Raw genomic sequence first — 19,270 nt, forward strand, 5'->3', positions numbered from 1 at the left:
GCTGGTTATCGGTAAAAACAAAAGCAGCCTCCCAAAAGAAGGCTGCTTTGTTCAGGTTGACAGCGCTTAAACAGATTCAACCTATTATCTTTTGCTAATTCGGCTAACAAATCATTCAAATGCCCTCAGGGTCCAACATCTTATGGCCGCTTAAACGGTCCAGCGGCTGTATCGCGGGTAGAACCATTAGCATCCTCAATGTTTTCACGGGTAGATGGCGACCGGTCCTCCACCGCATTAGGCTCTGCTCGTGAGGTTGTATCGGTATAAACGCCTTCAGTACCAGACTGGTTTTGCCTGCATTTCTGCACAATCAGAAACAGAATAAGCGCTCCAACGGCAAACAATACCCAGCGCAGCCAGGTTACATTTTCCCGCCGGCGTTCCACCTGCGGACTTAGCGGTATGTCCGGGCTGACCGGGGTACTCGTCATCGTGGTGGTCCCCTGAATAGATTCACCCGGTTCGGTGCGCATTTTATCGAGGTTCAGCACCCCAGACAAAGAAGCAAGTCCAGCCGGCAGGCTCGTTCGTATATAATCGGCCTGACCTGCCAGCAGCGTAGTCAGGTTTGTCGCTGACAGGCCTTTATCCTGCGCCTGCCGGCCCAGAATGCCCATCAGAACAGAGCCCGCCAGACCCATAAGCGCCAGGGCCGAGGGTTGCTGCACACCGCTGTGCAACGCCACGGCACTGGCAACTTCGTCGGTATCATCACCAAAGATCCGGTCGAGCAGGCTACTACCGGTAGCGGCTGCGGCCTGTTCGTCGCCCCGTGAGCCGATTACCTGTGATATATCGAGCGGAGTATTCCCATAGTTACCGTCCTTTAGCAAATCAACAATATCGGAGGCACCGCCGGATTCCTGCACGCGCTGCGCCATACCGCCCAGCACCGCCGGTAATACCCCATCAATGGCTTTACGGGTATTAGTGGGCGACTCGTTTAAATGACTGCTGAGCTGATCAACAACCGAAGGTGTAAACTGCTCCTGGAGATACGATAAAAGGTTAACAGCCATGTCCATAACGTTGGTTTATTCATACATAAAACAGACTGTCAACCGGAATGTTCGATAAAGTTAGTAGGATGATCGTTGGCCAGATCAGGTCCAGTACAGGATAGGCGCATCCGGAAACCGTTTTTGCCATTCCCGGTAAAAAAACTGCTTCAGGATCTGCATATCCGCCGGCTTGTAAACGTACTTGGTACCTCCGAATTTATTGCGCTTTCCGGCGCGGGTTTGCTCGTTCATTTCCAATGAGGTATTTGGATACCATTGCAACAGCACGTCTTTGGAGCCGGGGGTAAAGCGGTGACTGATAAACTCAGCGTTGAGGTCACAGGCAAAATCGAGGGTTTCGGCCAGGCGGTTAAGCAAATGAGTATAGTGCTCCTGCCAATCGGGTATAGGCATGATTGGTGCCAGCACAACCCCAACGGGATACCCTCCCCCACCTTCCTGACGAGGTAAGGCCAGTTTGCGCAGAGCCTGCAGGCGGGCCTCCACGGAAGCAGTACCGCCTTCGAGCCGCCGGGCTACGGGGTCGGCATTGAGGCTGACACGGGCACGGGTCTGATTGTGGTGCGGCAGGTTCAACAGCGCATCTACCTGATCGTATTTGGTCACGAAGCGCAGCTGGGCCTGCTCCCGCGTACCAAAGTACCGGATACATTCGGCCAGACTGCCCGTCAGGTGTTCAATGCCAATCACGTCGGTGTAGCAGCTTACCTCAAAAGTCGTGAGTTTACCGGGGACTTCGCAGGCAGCGGTGGCCTTTAGCATCTTCGGCAGGTTGGCGTACGCCCGGATAACCGGCGGCCCCTGCAAACTACCTGCCAGGTAGCAGTATTGGCAGTAAGCCGGACAGCCTTCGGCCAGGTTCATCTGCCAGTCGGCCGAGGGCGGTATGGGCTGCAGCCGGAAGGCACTGGGCGGAGCATTCACCACAGCCAGGGTATTTTTGGCGATGCGGTAGGTTTCCCGTTCGTCGGCACCGCGTAAACCAGTGATGCGGTTGTTCTTCATTACCTCAACGGGCAGATTCAGTGAACTTACCCGCTCGTAGATCTGCTGACCAAAGGGTTCGTTGAGTGCGTCGGGCGTAAACACCACCCGCTTAGGCATCCAGAGTCGGGCTGAGCGAACCAGCGGCAAGGTTGTACCATCAGAGAGTAAGGTTGGAGAATCAGGCGTTTCGACAATCATAAGCTGAGACAGGAGACGGCGGAAAAACACACGTATCACCAGCACACCGTCCCTATAGAATAACACCAATCCAGGGCTAATAAATCCAGCTTCCGACTTGCTTTATAAATCCTGTGGTTGCAATAAAAAAGCCGGACCATAGCAGTCCGGCTTTTATTATGGCCATCATGATTTACGTCAAGCCTTACGGATTGGCCCGGCCAAAGTAATAGTTAAAGCCGAACCGAATACGACCGCCCAGGTTCCGACCTGCCAGGGCATTTACCCGGTCGTAATAATTATTCTCGATTGAAATTTCGCCACCTAAATTAGGCAGGAGCCTGACCATAGCCCCCAGTTCCAGATTGATGCTGTTAAAGCGGGCCCGGTCACTGTCGCTAATGTTGCTGGCATACTCCCGGCCTACATTGTACCCAACACCACCAAAGGCACTAATCCGACCTTTTAGCGGATAATACCGGATAAAACCACCCACCTGATTGGCGCGGTAGCTGGTTGAGAGCCGGTTTTCAAACCCATATCGCAGACCGGCCATCACCCCCGGCAGGAAGAAATAACCGATGCGCGGATGGAAGTTCAGATAGGTACCGCTGCCACGGCCCAGGCCAAAGCCCAGCGATGCGCCGGCAAAGAAACTACCCGGCTGGAACCATGACAGTTCGTTCCGGCGAAGCTCCCGAACCTCTTGTTTCACATCCTGCGATACCTCCTGTGCAGTCTCCTTTACTTCCTCTGTGGCATTCGATACCCCTTCTTTCACATCCTGCACCGTATTTCGGGTAGCATCCTTCACATCCTGTACGGTGTTTCGGGTCCCTTCCTTCACATCCTGCGTAGCCTCCTTAACCTCTTCTTTCACCTCCTCAGTGGCAGTAGACGTAGCTTGTTTTACATCCTGCACGGTATTTCGGGTGCCTTCTTTTATATCCTGTGCCGCATTGGAAGCTCCCTGTTTTACATCTCGTACTGCCTCTTTCGTTTCTTCTTTTACCTCCTGAGCGGCATTCGATACCCCTTCTTTCACATCACCTGCCGCTTCTTTGGCGTTCTGCTCTACCTTGTTTACACCTTCACGGACATCCTGTTTGGTGCGCTCGTTGATAACCGGTCGCTCGTTGGCTGGCCTGGTGCTGTTCGTTGTCTGTGCAAACGACACTGTCGAGAGCAACGCCAGCAGCGCCGGCATGATTAGTAATCGTCTCATAGTCGTTGAGTTGGATAAATGGTACATATACTTTATCTACAGTAAAGTAACTCCCACAAATCCATAAGGTTTATAGAGAACGCTATTCAATTCCGGTAAAATAAAAAGAGCAGGACGGCAACGCCTATTTGCCAGTACCTGCTCTTGTATATAACCGTCGCTATTTACGCTAACTTTTTCAACTCGCTAATCAGATCACTAACCTGTTCAGCCGAAGTAGCGGGAAAGTTTGCGATACGAATCTGCGACTCCTTGAACTTGCCATAACCACTGCCGATTACCATACCCGCCTGCTTTACCGCGCTGATCACCTCGGCGGAGGGCTTTTTCGTTTTCGCCACCACCACGGTTTGCGACCGGTGCCGCTCCTCCTTTACGAACGGCTCGTAACTGTCACTGCTATCGAGGAATTTATACAGCATCCGGGCTTTTTCTTCTGTCTGCCGACGGAGGGCATCAATACCGATGGCATTAAAATCTTCGGCAATCTTGCCGAGCAGGTAAATGCCCAGCACGTTAGGCGTAGCCGGCGTTTCAAACGTCTGGTAATTTTTCCAAAGCACCGGCAGCGTATGGTGGGCGCCGATGACGCAGCCTTCGTACCGTTGCAACCGTTCGGCTTTCTCCAGACATTTGTCATTCACAATCCAGACACCGAGCCCGGCCGGCATCCCAAAGGCCTTTTGCACCGAAAAAAAGGCGGAGTCAATCACACTGAAGTCCAGATCCGGATACGGAGCCGACGATACCATATCCACCGCAAACAACTTTTTATTGAATTTCCGCTTCAGCTTATGAATTTCCGGCGTTCGCATCTGCACCCCGGACGACGTTTCGTTATGCGTCACACAAACCAGTTCGGCATACTCGGGTACCTCTACATCGGCGTAGTCGAACCCTTCGCCAAACGGCTTTTCAGCGAGGTGCGCGTACTTATGCAGTGCTTTGGCATAGTCATAAAATTTGCGCGAGAACGAGCCGTTGACCAGGTGAAAGCTTTCGTGCTCCACACAGTTCAGCAGAATGCGCTCCCAGATTTCGGAAGCAGAGCCCGTAAACAGAATGGCATGCGAGGCCGGGACGCTGAGCAGTGTCCGAAGTTGTTCGTCGGTGTAGCGGTAAATATCGCGGAAACGCTGGCTCCGGTGCGAAATTGATCCAATCTGTTCATCCAGCGCCGTTTGCAGGTGCTGGTAAAACGTCGGATACAGCTCGGCCGGACCAGGAGTAAAGTAGGTTTGTTTCATTTTTAATACAACAGCCTGAACTTTATCGTATGCTCAATCCGCTTCAGTTCCTCCACTACTTCTTCGGAGTAGTTCTTGGCGATATCGGTGATTACATAACCGATGCTTTCGGTAGTTTTCAGGTACTGACCGCGTATGTTGATATCGTGTTTGGCAAAGATCTGATTGATCCGACCCATGATACCCGGCACGTTGGCATGGATATGCAGCAGCCGGTGTGAATCTTTCAGCAGGGGCAGTTGCAGTTCGGGGAAATTTACGCTGCCGTAAGTGCTGCCGTTGTTGATGTACTCGAGCAGTTTGCCCGGCACAAAGTTGCCGATGTTTTCCTGAGCCTCTTCGGTGCTGCCACCGATGTGGGGCGTCAGAATCACATTCGAAAAACCGCGTAATTCGCTGACAAACTCTTCCTGATTGGTCTTTGGCTCATGCGGGAACACATCGACGCCCGCACCCCCTACTTTACCGCTTTTCAGAGCCTCTACTAACGCCGGCACATCAACGACGTGACCACGGGCCAGATTCAGGAACAGCACGCCGTTCTTCATCCGGTCGAATTCCCGCTTGCCGATCAGGTTTTTGTTGTCGGGGCGGCCGTCTACGTGCATGCTGATGATGTCGGCAATGGCCAGCAGTTCATCAAGAGATTTGCATTTACGGGCATTACCCAGGGATAGTTTGTCAACCACATCGTAGAAGTACACCTCCATACCCAGGGCCTCGGCTACCACGGATAATTGGGTACCGATGTTGCCATACCCGATCAGGCCCAGTTTCTTGCCACGAACTTCAAAGCTGTTTTTGGCCGACTTATCCCAATCACCCTGATGCATCTGGTTGCTTTTCGGGACAATATTCCGGATGAGCATGATGATTTCACCAATGGCCAGTTCAACCACCGACCGGGTGTTGCTGTACGGTGCATTGAACACAGCAATCCCGCGCTCCATACAGGTCTTCAGATCAATCTGGTTGGTACCGATGCAGAAAGCACCGATGGTCATCAGTTTATTGGCATTCTCCAGCACCCGTCGTGTTACCTGCGTTTTCGACCGTATACCCAGGATAGAAACATCGCGGATAGCTTCGATGAGTTCATCCTCATCCAGCGCCCCTTTCCGGATTTCAACTTTAAATCCTTCCTGCTCAAACAAATTCACGGCCACCGGGTGAACGTTTTCCAGCAGCAGCACTTTGATGCGGCTCTTGGGATACGACTGGCTCCGGCTCAATTTGTTGTGGTATAAGAACTCATCGAGCGAAGGAGCAATATGATCTGCTTTTTCAATCACAGTTGGACGCATAACGTTTTCGGTAAACGCGTAGAACCGGTTGGCCAGACCAGCTTCTTTAATTTCATAATCGGTATAGCCATCTCCGATAACGTACACGTCGCCGTCGAGGTTCAGGTCGCGGATGAGCTGCACTTTCCCTTTATCCATCGAGAGCGGATTGGTACAGTCACAGCCGATGATATTTCCGGCTTCGTCAAACTCAAACGTATTGGCAAAGACATGGTCTTCCTTAATACCCAGCGGAGTTACAATAGGTACGATAAACTCCTTAAACCCGCTCGATACCACATAGATCTGGTCGGCATGGTCGGTCAGGAATACCCGGTTGCGCTGAAAAGAATCGGACACCTTGCCGGTCAGCGTTTCAACCAGTGCAGGAAGGTGGTCGCGATGGGCGTTAAGCAGTTTCAGCCGCAGGCGGAGTGATTCAGACAGGGAGATTTCGCCGGCCATGCCGCGGTCGGTAATGGCCTTGATCTGATCCAGTACGTCATCCCGATCGGGACGGCCCGCCAGGGAGATTTCGCCCAGCACATCGAGGGCTTCAACTTTGGTAAACGTACTGTCAAAGTCGATGACGAAATACGTTTGTTCCAGTGGTTTGGTTAACATAAAGCGTAAGTTTCCAATTCAACAAAAGCCGAGTCACTAGTCATTTTTGAGGTTCTTCTATCGTTTGTTGAAGATGTGCTTAACTGGTTAAGAACGCCAATGCCCGCTGCTCCGACCAATACACCCCATTAACGGGGTCGCTGGATGGAAAGCCGCAGTGGCCGCCCTGCTCAGGAAACTCCATATAGACGTTCGGTAGTTCCCGAGCCAGGTTCTCCGGATAACATTCCGGAGCCAGTAACGGATCGTTTTTAGCGTTGATGATGAGTGTTGGTATGGCGATTCCCCGCAAAAACCGGATGGAACTATTCTGCTGGTAGTAATCCTGTGCGTTGCGAAAACCGTGCAGAGGTGCCGTATACCGATCGTCGAAGTCCGCAAAAGTACGAACCCGGCGGTAGTCTTTGGAAGATATTTTTTCGGGAAACAATTTTTCTTTGCCAACGACCTTCGCCTGGAGGTGTCGCAGGAATCGCCGGAGGTAGACCCGGGAGAAGCCGCGGTCGATCATAACACTACTGGCGGCCAGGTCGAGCGGTACCGAAAACGCAACGGCTTTCTTCACTTCACCCGGCAGGGCATGGCCCCGCTCCCCGATGTACTTCAGCGTGAGATTACCGCCCAGACTATAGCCAATCAGCGAAATATTTTTATACCCCTTACCAATGGCAAACTGCACCACATAGTTAAGGTCGTCGGTGGCTCCACTGTGGTAAAATCGCAGTTGCCGGTTCATCTCACCACTACACGACCGGAAGTTCCAGGCCAGGCAATCAAACCCGTGCTGCGTCAGATGCCGTACCATACCCGCCACATACGGCCGGCTGGAATCACCTTCGAGACCGTGGGAGAGGATTACCAGTGGGCAGTCCTTAGTAGGCAGTGGGCGGTTGGCAGTTGGCACAGGGGCAACTGCCAACTGCCTACTGCCTACTAAGGCAAACGCCCAATCCAGATCCAGAAAATCATCATCGGGCGTTTCAAGGCGTTCACGCAGGTAGTTGACCGTTACGCGCCGGAACAGCGACGGAACGATGGTTTGCAGGTGGCCGTTCCAAAGACGGGCAGGCGGCCGGTAGCTTGAAGGCTCAATCAGCGGCATACAAAACGAACTATGCCGCAAAGGTAGGATAAAATAGAAAAGGAGGAGAAAGCAATGCTCCCTCACTCCTTTTGCTTGTCTCTTCTGTCAAATTAAAGCGCAAGTTCCTTTTCCGACACAATCGTCAGCACCTCGGTGTCCTGGAGACGCTTAGCAAGGCCGAGTGTCTTGGGCACTTCGTAGTGGAAGAAATACTTCATGGTATGCAGCTTACCTTCGTAGAAAGCCAGCTCGTCGCCTTGCGGATTCTGGGTCAGTAGGGCCTGCTTGGCAACAACGGCCTGCTTCAGCCACTGCCAGGCAATGGTAACGATGCTGTACAGTTCCAGGTACAGGGTAGCATCGGCCAAAAAGCGCTCGTAATTGCCCTGTCCGGCAAACGGCAGCAGGCTCATGGTTACCTCCTGAATGCGCGTCAACTCGCCTTCCAGCATATCAGCGTAGGATTTCAGGTCGTCGTGGGTGGAGGCTTCGGCAATAGTCTTGCGGATTTCGGCGAAGAGCAGTTGTGGGGCCTTCCCTCCTTTCATGGTCACCTTCCGGCCCAGCAGGTCCTGCGCCTGAATGCCCGTGGTGCCTTCGTAAATTGGGGTAATGCGGATGTCGCGGTAGAGTTGCTCAACCGGGAAGTCTTCGGTATAGCCGTAGCCGCCCAGCGTCTGCATACTCTGACTCACCGACTGCACACCCATTTCAGAGGGATAGGTTTTGGCAATCGGTGTCAGCAGGTCGAGCAGCAACTGGTAGGTTTCGCGCTCCTCGCCTTCTGTTACATGAATCAGGTCCGACAGTCGCGAGCATTCCAGCAGAATCGCCAGCGAACCTTCCACTACTGATTTCTGGAACAATAGCATCCGGCGTACGTCGGGGTGATTGATGATCGGCGTCTGGGGAGAGTCCAGCAAATTCTTATCGTTCAGCCGGCGACTCTGCGGGCGTTCCTTAGCGTATTGCAGCGCGGCATAGTAGGCAGCCGTGGCAATGGCGGCCGCCGTCATCCCGACACCAATGCGGGCCTCATTCATCATCTGAAACATATAAGGCAGGCCCTGGTGCTGCTGCCCAACCAGCCAGCCAACGCAGTCGTCGCGCTCACCCATAGTCAGGTGCATAGCCGGTACGCCCTTCTGCCCCATTTTGTGGTAGACCCCAGTCGAGGTTACGTCATTATCGGTAAAGCCGCCATTTCCGTCCGGGCGGTATTTGGGCACTACAAACAGCGAAATACCCTTGGTGCCTTTGGAAGCACCTTCAATGCGGGCCAGCATCAGATGAATGATGTTATCGGCGGCATCATGGTCACCGGCCGAGATGAATACCTTCTGGCCTTTAATTTTGTAAGTTCCGTCTGGCTGCGGAACGGCGGTAGTTATCACATCCGACAGCGAACTACCTGCCTGCGGCTCGGTCAGCGCCATGGTGCCCTGCCATTTGCCGGACAGCATATTAGGCACATACGTTTCCTGCAAGTCTGGTGTTCCGAACGACGAAATCAGGTGAGCGGCTCCCGATGTCAGGCCGATATACATCATGCCGTTATTGGCAGCCATCAGGATAAAGCCGAGGGAAGCATTGATCAGCTCGGGCAGTTGCTGCCCACCGTGTTCAAAAGAAAAACCAGCACCAATGAGACCAGCCTCGCCCATAGCAGTCAGGTATTCCCTGATTTTTGGGTGTACGGTTACTTTGCCGTCTTTCAGCTCCGGCTGGTTTTTATCAACGTCTTTCACATACGGGTGCATCAGCGTATCGGCTATCTGCGTCGCTGATTCCAGTACGAGGTTAAAGGTTTCGCGGTCATGCGCTTCGAAATAGGGGTATCGGGTAAGTTGTTCTGCATCGAACACTTCGTATAAAAGAAAGCGCAGATTTCGCTTACTGAAATAGGTAGTCGCCATAAGATGTGGTCTTTTTATTAATGGTATGCAAGCATACCAATTTCGGTAAAAATACTTTTTTTACTGTGCAAAATTATACACCACCGAAAAATTTATCGTTTACTTTGTATGTTAATGCCACGTAACCAATAAATAATCAAGTATCATGAAAAAACTGAGTGCAATCCTGGTCGCTCTTTTCCTGACGGTTTCTTTTGTGTATGCTCAGGGCACCAAGCCTAGCCCTGCCGTAACGGCAGAAAGCCCCAGCAAAAACATCAAAGTAAAGTACGGTCAACCGTCCAAGAAAGGTCGGGTAATCTTTGGTCCTGAGGGCTCAACCAGCCTGGAAAAGTACGGTAAAGTATGGCGCACGGGTGCTAACGAAGCAACCGAGATCACTTTTGCCAAAGATGTGAACTTCGGTGGCAAGCCGGTAAAAGCGGGCACCTACACCCTATTTACCATCCCCAACGAAAAAGAATGGACCGTTATCCTGAATGGTAAGCTTGGCCAGTGGGGTGCTTACGACTACGAGAAAAACAAGGGTCAGGATGTTGCCAGCGTGAAGGTTCCGGCCAAAACTAGCAGCGAAGTCGCCGAAAAACTGACGATCACGCCAACCGACAACCAGTTGACCATCGCCTGGGACAAAACGATGGTTGCTGTACCGATCAAGTAAGATACCTTTGCTTATTCTGATAAAGCCTGGCTATTGCAGTCAGGCTTTATTTTTTTGTAAAAGAATGGCTTAGCTGTCCAAAAGCATTTGCTTAGCTCTTTTATTTGCAGTTACTGCCTCCCTTGTCAACCCTGACCTATGAAAAATCTATTTACGTCTGTCCTTCTGTCTGTCGTATTCGCTACACTTCAGGCCCAGCCCCGCTTTCTCATCTCCGCCCCGGCGGGCACTGAATACGCTAAAATTAATAAAACGGGCCTTACCGTACTGCCTAATGGCCGATTACTGACACCTCGGGGTCGGCAAATCACCACAGCTCCACACCCGTACGGACTCGCGCTCAGCCCCGATGGGCAAACGGTGGTAACGGCCAATTCGGGGACCTCTCCATTTTCTATTTCCATACTCCGGAACATACTAACAGCCAATCCACAGGTCCGGCAGATACCCGAAGGCGCTAAGAATGATAAAGGGATGCTGGAAGCCTGTTTTATGGGCCTGGCCATTACGCCGGATAACAGGACCGTGTATGTGGCCGGTGGCGAAACCAACAAGATCTTTGTCTTCGATCTGGCCACCGGCAAAGGGGTCGGATCGATTAACTGCTCCGTCAAGACAGGCAGTGCCGACTACTCGCATGGTTATATTGGTGATATGGTGCTGAGCCGCGACGGCCGTACCCTGTACGCCGTAGACCAGATTGGGTTCCGGATGCTGGTGATCGACGTAGCCAGCCGCAACATTCTGCACAATGTGCCCACCGGCCGGTATCCGTTCGGCATCACCTTATCTCCGGACGAAAAGACAGCCTACGTTGCCAATGTCGGCGTATTCGAGTATAAACCCTTCACCGACCTGGATCGGAAGAACCTGAAAGAGACCGCCCATAACTGGCCGGCGTCGAAATACGGCTCCAGAGAAATGAAGGAAGGGGTACCCGAGAAAGGTATTCCGGCGCTGGGTGATCCCAACGTCCCCGAAGCATTTTCGGTCTGGAGCATCTCACTGGGCAATCAGCCGAAGGTACGGGCGAAAATTAAAACCGGCTTTCTGGTGGGGCAACTAATCGAAGACTTTCCGGCCATCGGTGGCTCCAGTCCTAATTCCGTGGTGGCTACTGACCAGTACGTTTTTGTCAGCAACGGCAACAACGACTGCATTTCGGTCATCGATATCAAAAAAGATACCGTGGTACGCAACATTCCGCTCTCGCCCGATACCCGGCTGGGTAAATGGCGGGGTGTTATTCCGTTTGGAGTAGCCCTGTCGCCAGACGGCAAGCGGCTGTACGTAGCCGAAGCGGGTATCAATGCCGTAGGCGTAATTGATGTACCCACCATGCAGGTGATCGGCCATATCCCGACCGGCTGGTTTCCGTCGAAACTGAAGGTGAGTCTGGACGGTAAAAAGCTGATTGTCGCCAATGCCAAAGGTTTCGGCAGCGGACCCAACGGTGGCAAAAACTTCCAGATGGGACCGGAAGGCAGCTACATCGGTGGGTTGATGAAAGGAACTGTTTCCGTGATTGATATTCCCGCCGATGCGCAACTAGCCACCGAAACCCGGCAGGTGATGGGCAATAACTTCCGCTTCTCGCCGGTCCCAACCGGCCGCCATACCAATCCCATTCCGCTGTATCCCCGACACAAAGAATCGCCGATTAAACACATTGTCTTTATTGCTAAGGAGAACCGCACCTACGACGAAATATTCGGGCAGGTAACCGGCGGTCAGGGAGCCCCCACGCTGGCCCGCTATGGCCGTGATGTTTCCTTTACCAGCCGCGACAAAGCCCGGTCGGTGAGCAAGGTTACTGTAATGCCGAATCACCTGGCGCTGGCACAGCGATTTGCCATGTCGGACAACTTTTACTGCGACGCCGACGTATCAGCCGACGGCCACCGCTGGATGGTGAACACTTACCCGAATGAGTGGGTTGAAACCGGCACCGCAGCTGCCTACGGGGGCAGGCGTAACCAGCGCGACAGCTCCAACGCGCCAGGAAACCTGGCCTTTTACGGCTCAGCCGGCTCCATCTATCCGGAGGATTACAACGAAGCTGGTTCCATGTGGGAGCACCTGGAGCAGCACGGCAAGGAATTCTTCAACTTCGGCTTTGGGGTCGAGATGGCGGCTGCCTACAGCGACAGCACCATGAAGTACATCGGCGAAAAGTACACCATAAATTACCCGCTACCCGCTCCGCTGTACGACCGCTCGTCGCGCATCTTTCCCACTTATAACATGGCCATTCCGGACCAGTTCCGGACGGATTTGTTCATTAAAGAATTCAACGAGAAATGGGTTGGTGACGGCAAAACGCTGCCCTCCATGATTACCCTGATGCTACCCAATGACCACGGAACCCGCGAACGCCCCAAAGCCGGTTTCCCTTTTACGGAGAGTTACATGACAGACAATGATTTAGCCGTAGGACGGGCCATTGAATTTCTATCCCGGTCCCCCTACTGGAAGAATATGGCTATTTTCGTGTTGGAAGACGATCCGCAGGGTGGCGTAGACCACATCGACGCGCACCGAAGTCCGCTGCTGGTCATTTCACCCTACGCCAAAAAGAACTACGTCGGGCATGGGCACTATAGCTTCGGCAGTGTCTTCAAAACCTTCTGGCATATCCTGGGCATGCCCTACCTGAACCAGTACGATGCCGGAGCTACCGACCTATCCGACCTGTTCACCGACCAGCCTGACTTCACCCCCTACCGCGCTGTGCCCGTCGACGCCCGCGTATTTGACCCACAAAAAGCTCTTGACCCCTTCGACGAAAAATTCGACTGGAAAGCCTTCGCCGAATCGGAAGAACTCGACCGCACCGAAACCATGCAAAAACGCCGGCAGGAAGACGACGAGCAGGCGAAGAAAAAGCGCAAAAAGCAGTAAGCTCGTCCACGATTGTATCGCGAGACGGGTGAGGTGCGCATTTGTAATGCGCGCGTGTACTAGCTGGTAGCAGAAGCACGGATATTTGCGCGTCACAGACGCGAACCTCGCCCGTCTCGCGTTGCAAACGCGGACGAGCACCAGGTTGGCAGAGATGCTGACCTGGACGGCGGAACCAACCCATTCGGCCACCTGTTTTAGCGATTGAACGGATTGCCTTACCTTTGCAGCCGTTTTACCAGCACAACCATGTTCATTACTGCATTAAAGTCAAAAATTCACCGTGTTAAGGTTACCCAGGCCGAACTAAACTATGTCGGCAGCATTACCATTGATGAAGATCTGATGGATGCGGCCGGCATTATGGAGAACGAACAGGTGCATATCGTTAATAATAACAACGGAGAGCGGCTGATTACGTACGTGATCAAAGGCGACCGCGGCTCCGGCATTATCTGCCTCAACGGAGCGGCCGCCCGGCGAGCGCAGGTTGGCGATATTATCATTATTATTGCCTATGCCATGATGACACCCGAAGAAGCAAAAACGCACAAGCCGACTGTGGTCTTTCCGGATGAAAACAACCGGCTTGTCAAAGGCTGATGGTGCCGTTTACAAATATTCACAAAAGGATTAAGCCATATTCTGTTACTTTGGACGGAATATGGCTTAATCCTTTCAGAGCATATAGATTTGACATAGAAAAATGAAGTTTAGTGTAAAAGATTTAATAAAACTGCTTGTATCACTCGGCTTGGCCGCCGGTCTTCTCTGGCTCTTTTTCCAATACAGTGGTATCCGCATCGATGAAATTGTTGACCGTTTCCGCCAGGCCGATTACCGCTTCGTTCTGATCTCAGCCGCTCTGGCGTTTGTGGCGCACTGGAGCCGGTCTATGCGGTGGCGTATGCTCATGGAGCCGGTTGGTTATAAGCCCACCGCCCAGAATGCGGTGTTAGCCGTCATGACGGGGTACTTTGCTAACACGCTGGTGCCCCGACTGGGTGAGGTGACCCGCTGCGGTACCCTGAACCGGCTGGAAGGGGTGCCGGTAAACGTCAGCTTCGGCACCGTGGTGGCCGAGCGAATCATCGATGTACTGATGCTGCTGGTGCTTATCGGCCTGACGTTCCTGCTGGAATTTAACCGTCTCAGCACCTTCTTTATTAGTCTCTTTACGGATAAACTGGGCGGAACCGGTCAAAACAGCAACACTACAATGCTGCTCCTGCTCGCGGGGGGGTTACTTGGGCTCGTCATTGTAGCCTGGGTGTTATTCTCCCGGTATAAAGATGTGCTGCGTCAAAAGCCGTTCTACCAGAAAGTGGAAAAATTTCTCATAGGCTTGCTCGAGGGGCTGACCAGCGTCCGCCGACTGAAAAATCCGGGCGGTTTTCTGTTTCACACCGTATTGATCTGGACGCTGTACTACCTGATGTCGTACGTGCTGTTTTTTGCGGTACCCGAAACCAGCGGTCTGGGTATTCTGGCTGGTTTGACCATCCTGGTGGTGGGCGCTATCGGAATGACCACCCCTACCCCCGGCGGTACGGGCTCCTTTCAGATTCTGGTGGGCAGTGTGCTGGTTCTGTACGGCCTGGAGAGCAAAGACGGTGGCTTGCTGGCTACGTTTATCTGGGCGGTGCAGACGATGACCGTACTCCTTTACGGCGGCATTGCCTTTGTGATTGTGCTGCTGAAAGCCGGTAATAATACGGTCACCCGTCAGGAGCAGCCGGCCGCCGTCGGCAGCAAATAACACGACCAATGACTGATTCGAAGATTCTTACCCGCGAGGAAGCCGTGCAACTGGCAGTCCAATGGCGGACGGAAGGGCAGCGTGTAGTATTCACCAATGGCTGCTTTGATATCGTCCACCTGGGCCATATCGACTACCTCGAAAAAGCCCGTAACCTCGGCGACAAACTCATTCTGGGCCTGAATACCGATGCCTCCGTCAGTCGGCTGAAAGGCCCGCTGCGGCCCGTGGTGAACGAATATGCCCGCGCCCGGCTAATGGCTGCGCTGGCGTTTGTCGACGCCGTAACGCTCTTTGATGAACCCACCCCGCTGGAATTGATCCGGGCCGTTCGGCCGGATATTCTGGTGAAGGGCGATGATTACACGGCCGAAAACATCGTTGGGGCAGATTTCGTTATTCAGCAGGGAGGAAGTGTGCAGACGGTACCGTTAGTGAAAGGATATTCCACCTCTTCCCTGATCGAGAAAATAACGAAGATCTATTCGGCGTGACTAATGGTAAACAGACTTTACCAACGGTGAAATGAATTCTGAGCAAAAATTGTTTTTTTAATGAACGGTTAGCAAGTTTGGCCGTTCATTAACCTAAAACCAGGAAACTACAAAGACTATGTTAGGTGCATATGTAATCGGTATAGTGGTGATGCTTGTCAGCCTTTTTGTAAGCTGGCGGCTCAAGAGTAAGTTTAACGAATACTCACAGATCGGGCTAAGCAACGGCCTCAGCGGGGCCGAAATTGCCCAGAAGATGCTGAACGAAAACGGCATCTACGACGTGCGGGTGGTGTCGGTGGAAGGCATGCTGACCGACCACTATAATCCGCAGGACAAGACCGTAAACCTGAGCGCCGACGTATATTATGGTCGCTCGGTAGCGGCTGCGGCCGTTGCCTCGCACGAGTGCGGTCACGCGGTGCAGCATGCAACGGCGTATGGACCGCTGAAGTTCCGCTCGGCCATGGTACCGGTCCTGTCGATAGCCTCCAGCTATATGCAGTGGATTATTCTGATCGGTATCCTGATGATTAACACCAGCATATTGCCGCTGACGATTGGGGTTGGCTTATTTGCGCTAACGACGCTGTTCAGTTTTATAACGCTGCCGGTTGAGTTCGATGCCAGCCGGCGTGCCTTGGCCTGGATTCAGAATCGGGGTATTGTTAACCAGCGCGAGTTCGGGTACGCAAAGAACGCCTTGTGGTGGGCCGCGATGACCTACGTGGTTGCCGCTATTGGTTCACTGGCCACGCTGCTGTACTACGTGAGCATCCTGATGGGTGCCCGTCGGAGCGACTAATCCCGTTTGAATGATATATAAAAAAGCCCCCGAGCGTCGGGGGCTTTTTGTTTTTAGCCAATCAAGAGCTGGAAGCTGCGAAGAACTTGCTGCCCACCTTCCTGAACGTACTCAGGAGGAGCCAGTGAGCGGTCAATCAACACCCCGACAACGGCTACAACAATAGCAATCACCAGCGCGGGCCAAAAGCCGTCGATCCGGAAGCTTGGCAACATCTTGTCGATAAGTTTCAGAATGATGGCGGTAACAATAATCCGCACGATGCCGGTCAGCAGGAAAAAGGTCACCAGATTGAGCGGAAACCGGAAGATCCAGCCGATCAGAAAATTGAGCAGGGCCAGCAGCACGGCCACGATGAGCGCGGTCCCAAAGTTTTTAACCTCTACCTGGGGCATAACATACGCCAGACCGAATATAATAGCCGCATCGAGCAGCAAATGCAGTATAAAATTCATAAAAAATGACGGATTGGTTTATTTAAAGATAACAACTATTTCCCGACAAATGAAAGAATACCAGTTATACCAAAATCATTCGGTGTATGTTCAGAGAAAAAAGCATACGGACTGAATAATCCTTTGTGCTTTACAAAGAGTTACCGCTTAAACTACTCTCTGCGTATGCTTCGTATGCTATTTATCCTGCTATTGTTCGTGATCAACTGCGACCGGCAGACAACCCGCCAAACGGCTAATACCGCCGACAGTACCGGCGTTTACCAGTACCGCAGCGCCAGCCGGGATGGTGTCGGTAAGGTTTACCTGGGCCGTGAAATTGCGCAGGTAATGGGCCACCTGGGAGCGGCCTGGCTGGAACGGCCGGAACGCGAACAGGAAGAACGGACCGACCTGCTACTAAATGCCCTTGATCTGAAACCCACTGATGTAGTGGCCGACATCGGGGCCGGCACGGGTTACTTCAGCTTCCGGATTGCCCCCACTGTACCGCAGGGCCGCGTATTAGCCGTGGATATTCAGCCCGAAATGATTGATTACCTGAACCAGAGAAAGCAAAAGAATAAAACGGCCAACGTAGAACCAGTATTGGGTACCATTGATAACCCAAAACTCCCGCCCAACAGCATCGATATGGCGTTGATGGTTGATGCCTATCACGAGTTCTCGCACCCCCGGGAAATGATGACAAACATTGTGCAGGCCCTGAAACCCGGTGGCCGCGTCGTGCTGGTCGAATACCGCGCCGAAGATCCGGATGTGCCAATCAAACCCCTCCATAAAATGAGCGTGGCGCAGGCCAACAGCGAAATGAAGTCGGTGGGCCTGCGCCTGCTGAACGTCAATAAGTCGCTGCCGCAGCAGCATATACTGTTTTTTGGGAAGTAACTATTTTTTACGTCAGCACTTCTTTCTCGGCCAGCCGGCTTTTTTTATAACCGTATGAGAAGTAGATGATCAGACCAATGAACAGCCAGATGATGAAGATCATCCAGTTGCTGATGCCCAATTCAGTCATCAAATATAGGTTGGTCAAAATACCCATTACGGGGAGCAGCGAGAAGTTGTGCCGGAATGCCAGTACGGATAGCACGGTCCAGGTGAGCCAGAAGAACGCCAGGAGCGGCTTGGCCTGAATACCCGTCAGCAACGTGCCGCTCTGCCAGGCAAATACCAGCGCCACCACCAGCCCGATACCAATAATATATTTCCCGTTGACATACGGCACCTTGAACTTCGACTGCTTTGAAATTCCTTTGGCATCCAGATACAGAATCCCCGCGCAAACCAGGATAAAAGCGAAAAACGTGCCGACGCTGGTCAGGTCGATAAAGAACTGCATATCCAGAAACAGCGACGGAATTGCCACCAGAAATCCGGTTACAATGGTAGCGAACGATGGCGTCCGGTAACGCGGATGAATCCGGGCAAATGCCGGCCACAAAAGACCATCGCGGCTCATAGTCATCCAGATCCGCGGCTGCCCCAACTGGTATACCAGCAGGGCGCTGGTAATAGCCACCACGGCACTCACCGAAATGACGCCGGCAATAAAATCCATACCGACATGCTGAAACACATACGCCAGGGGATCATCAACGCCCAGTTCCTTATAATTGACCATACCGGTCAGTACCAGTGTAATCAGCACGTACAGCACCGTACAAATGATAAGGCAGTAGATCATTGCCCTGGGCAGGTCACGCTGGGGGTTTTTGCACTCCTCGGCGGTCGTTGAAATGGAGTCGAAGCCGATGAAAGCAAAGAACACGGAAGCAACGCCACTTAGTACACCGGCTACGCCATTCGGCGCAAACGGCGACCAGTTTTCCGGCCTCACAAAAAACGCACCCGCCAGAATCACCAGGCCAATAACGGCCAGTTTCAGTACCACCAGAATGTTACTCGCATTGCGGGACTCTTTGATACCAATGTAGACCAGGGCCGTAATCAGCACGGTAATCAACCCGGCCGGCAGGTCCGCAATGAGCCGGAGGCTGCCCAACTGCGGAGCCGCTTCGTAGGCCTGCGCCAGCGCCACTGTATTACCGGGTAATGTGCTCAGGCTAACGCCGGTACGATTGGCGGCCTGGACGGCTTCATAGGCCGTTGCCGCCGACCCATAATCGGTTCCGAGATAAGCCGGAAACTGTATCCCAAACCCCGCGAGCATAGACGTAAAATACTCCGACCAGGATATGGCTACGACCATATTACTGACGGCATATTCCAGAATGAGCGCCCAGCCAATAATCCAGGCAAATATTTCTCCGAAAGACACATAAGCGTAGGTATAAGCGCTACCACTCACCGGAACCGTTGAGGCAAACTGAGCGTAACTGAGGGCGGTAAACACGCAGGCGATGGCGGTAAAGACAAACAACAGCGATACGGCCGGACCACCGTTGAAACTTGCCCGGCCGATGGTACTGAAAATACCGGCTCCGATGATGGCGGCAATACCTAAAGAAGTGAGATCTCGTACGCCCAGTACTTTAACCAGATTTTGGGAGTCACCGTGGGTAGCGTCGGCGACGGCTTTGTGAACAGATTTTTTACGAAATACAGATTCGCTCATGCAGGTATCGTTAGAAGTAGCTTTTCTACGGGGGTCAAGGGGCTAAAAA

Annotated in this window: 16 protein-coding genes; 7 read left to right on the plus strand and 9 right to left on the minus strand. The window is 52.7% G+C overall.

Annotation, left to right across the window (positions count from 1 at the left end; all coding sequences use genetic code 11):
• Positions 1-140: 140 nt before the first annotated feature.
• The 7 genes from ABD949_RS07370 to ABD949_RS07400 all read right to left on the minus strand — a co-directional run bounded on the left by ABD949_RS07370 (position 141) and on the right by ABD949_RS07400 (position 9,568).
• Complete coding sequence (locus tag ABD949_RS07370; protein WP_345242084.1) at positions 141-1,022, minus strand: DUF937 domain-containing protein; 882 nt, start codon at positions 1,020-1,022, stop codon at positions 141-143.
• 84 nt (positions 1,023-1,106) lie between these two features.
• Complete coding sequence (locus ABD949_RS07375; RefSeq protein WP_425576735.1) at positions 1,107-2,129, minus strand: spore photoproduct lyase family protein; 1,023 nt, start codon at positions 2,127-2,129, stop codon at positions 1,107-1,109.
• Positions 2,130-2,394: 265 nt separating this feature from the next.
• Complete coding sequence (locus tag ABD949_RS07380; RefSeq protein ID WP_345242088.1) at positions 2,395-3,414, minus strand: hypothetical protein; 1,020 nt, start codon at positions 3,412-3,414, stop codon at positions 2,395-2,397.
• A gap of 164 nt (positions 3,415-3,578) precedes the next feature.
• A complete protein-coding gene (locus tag ABD949_RS07385) occupies positions 3,579-4,661 on the minus strand; it encodes an aminotransferase class V-fold PLP-dependent enzyme (RefSeq protein WP_345242090.1) in 1,083 nt (360 codons plus the stop codon).
• Between the two features lie 2 nt (positions 4,662-4,663).
• Positions 4,664-6,568 (minus strand): phosphoglycerate dehydrogenase, encoded by a 1,905-nt coding sequence (serA, locus tag ABD949_RS07390; RefSeq protein WP_345242092.1) that lies wholly within the window; start codon positions 6,566-6,568, stop codon positions 4,664-4,666.
• Positions 6,569-6,647: 79 nt separating this feature from the next.
• The gene (locus ABD949_RS07395; RefSeq protein WP_345242093.1) at positions 6,648-7,670 is read right to left on the minus strand and encodes a YheT family hydrolase; all 1,023 of its coding nucleotides are present in this window, start codon (positions 7,668-7,670) and stop codon (positions 6,648-6,650) included.
• A gap of 92 nt (positions 7,671-7,762) precedes the next feature.
• Positions 7,763-9,568, minus strand: a complete 1,806-nt coding sequence (locus ABD949_RS07400) for an acyl-CoA dehydrogenase (protein WP_345242094.1) — start codon at positions 9,566-9,568, stop codon at positions 7,763-7,765.
• Between the two features lie 145 nt (positions 9,569-9,713).
• Between ABD949_RS07400 and ABD949_RS07405 the strand changes: the two genes are divergently transcribed.
• The 6 genes from ABD949_RS07405 to ABD949_RS07430 all read left to right on the plus strand — a co-directional run bounded on the left by ABD949_RS07405 (position 9,714) and on the right by ABD949_RS07430 (position 16,188).
• A complete protein-coding gene (locus ABD949_RS07405; RefSeq protein WP_345242095.1) occupies positions 9,714-10,229 on the plus strand; it encodes a DUF2911 domain-containing protein in 516 nt (171 codons plus the stop codon).
• 138 nt (positions 10,230-10,367) lie between these two features.
• The gene (locus ABD949_RS07410; RefSeq protein ID WP_345242096.1) at positions 10,368-13,130 is read left to right on the plus strand and encodes an alkaline phosphatase family protein; all 2,763 of its coding nucleotides are present in this window, start codon (positions 10,368-10,370) and stop codon (positions 13,128-13,130) included.
• A gap of 249 nt (positions 13,131-13,379) precedes the next feature.
• Complete coding sequence (panD, locus tag ABD949_RS07415; protein WP_345242099.1) at positions 13,380-13,733, plus strand: aspartate 1-decarboxylase; 354 nt, start codon at positions 13,380-13,382, stop codon at positions 13,731-13,733.
• Positions 13,734-13,836: 103 nt separating this feature from the next.
• Positions 13,837-14,889 carry a lysylphosphatidylglycerol synthase transmembrane domain-containing protein gene (locus tag ABD949_RS07420; protein ID WP_345242101.1) on the plus strand — a complete coding sequence of 351 codons (1,053 nt, stop codon included), beginning with the start codon at positions 13,837-13,839 and terminating at the stop codon, positions 14,887-14,889.
• 8 nt (positions 14,890-14,897) lie between these two features.
• Positions 14,898-15,383 (plus strand): D-glycero-beta-D-manno-heptose 1-phosphate adenylyltransferase, encoded by a 486-nt coding sequence (rfaE2, locus tag ABD949_RS07425; protein WP_345242103.1) that lies wholly within the window; start codon positions 14,898-14,900, stop codon positions 15,381-15,383.
• Between the two features lie 118 nt (positions 15,384-15,501).
• A complete protein-coding gene (locus ABD949_RS07430) occupies positions 15,502-16,188 on the plus strand; it encodes a zinc metallopeptidase (RefSeq protein ID WP_345242105.1) in 687 nt (228 codons plus the stop codon).
• Between the two features lie 53 nt (positions 16,189-16,241).
• Here the strand turns inward: ABD949_RS07430 and ABD949_RS07435 are convergent, their stop codons facing one another.
• Positions 16,242-16,643: a phage holin family protein gene (locus ABD949_RS07435; RefSeq protein WP_345242107.1), complete on the minus strand. Its 402-nt coding sequence runs from the start codon at positions 16,641-16,643 to the stop codon at positions 16,242-16,244.
• 165 nt (positions 16,644-16,808) lie between these two features.
• On the opposite strand from ABD949_RS07435, the gene ABD949_RS07440 reads away from it, so the two are divergent.
• Complete coding sequence (locus ABD949_RS07440) at positions 16,809-17,531, plus strand: class I SAM-dependent methyltransferase (protein WP_345242109.1); 723 nt, start codon at positions 16,809-16,811, stop codon at positions 17,529-17,531.
• A 7-nt stretch (positions 17,532-17,538) separates the two neighbouring features.
• Here the strand turns inward: ABD949_RS07440 and ABD949_RS07445 are convergent, their stop codons facing one another.
• Complete coding sequence (locus tag ABD949_RS07445) at positions 17,539-19,221, minus strand: amino acid permease (protein ID WP_345242111.1); 1,683 nt, start codon at positions 19,219-19,221, stop codon at positions 17,539-17,541.
• Between the last annotated feature and the right edge of the window lie 49 nt (positions 19,222-19,270).

It is taken from the genome of Nibrella saemangeumensis (genome assembly GCF_039541915.1).
In the GTDB taxonomy this organism is placed as follows: domain Bacteria; phylum Bacteroidota; class Bacteroidia; order Cytophagales; family Spirosomataceae; genus Nibrella; species Nibrella saemangeumensis.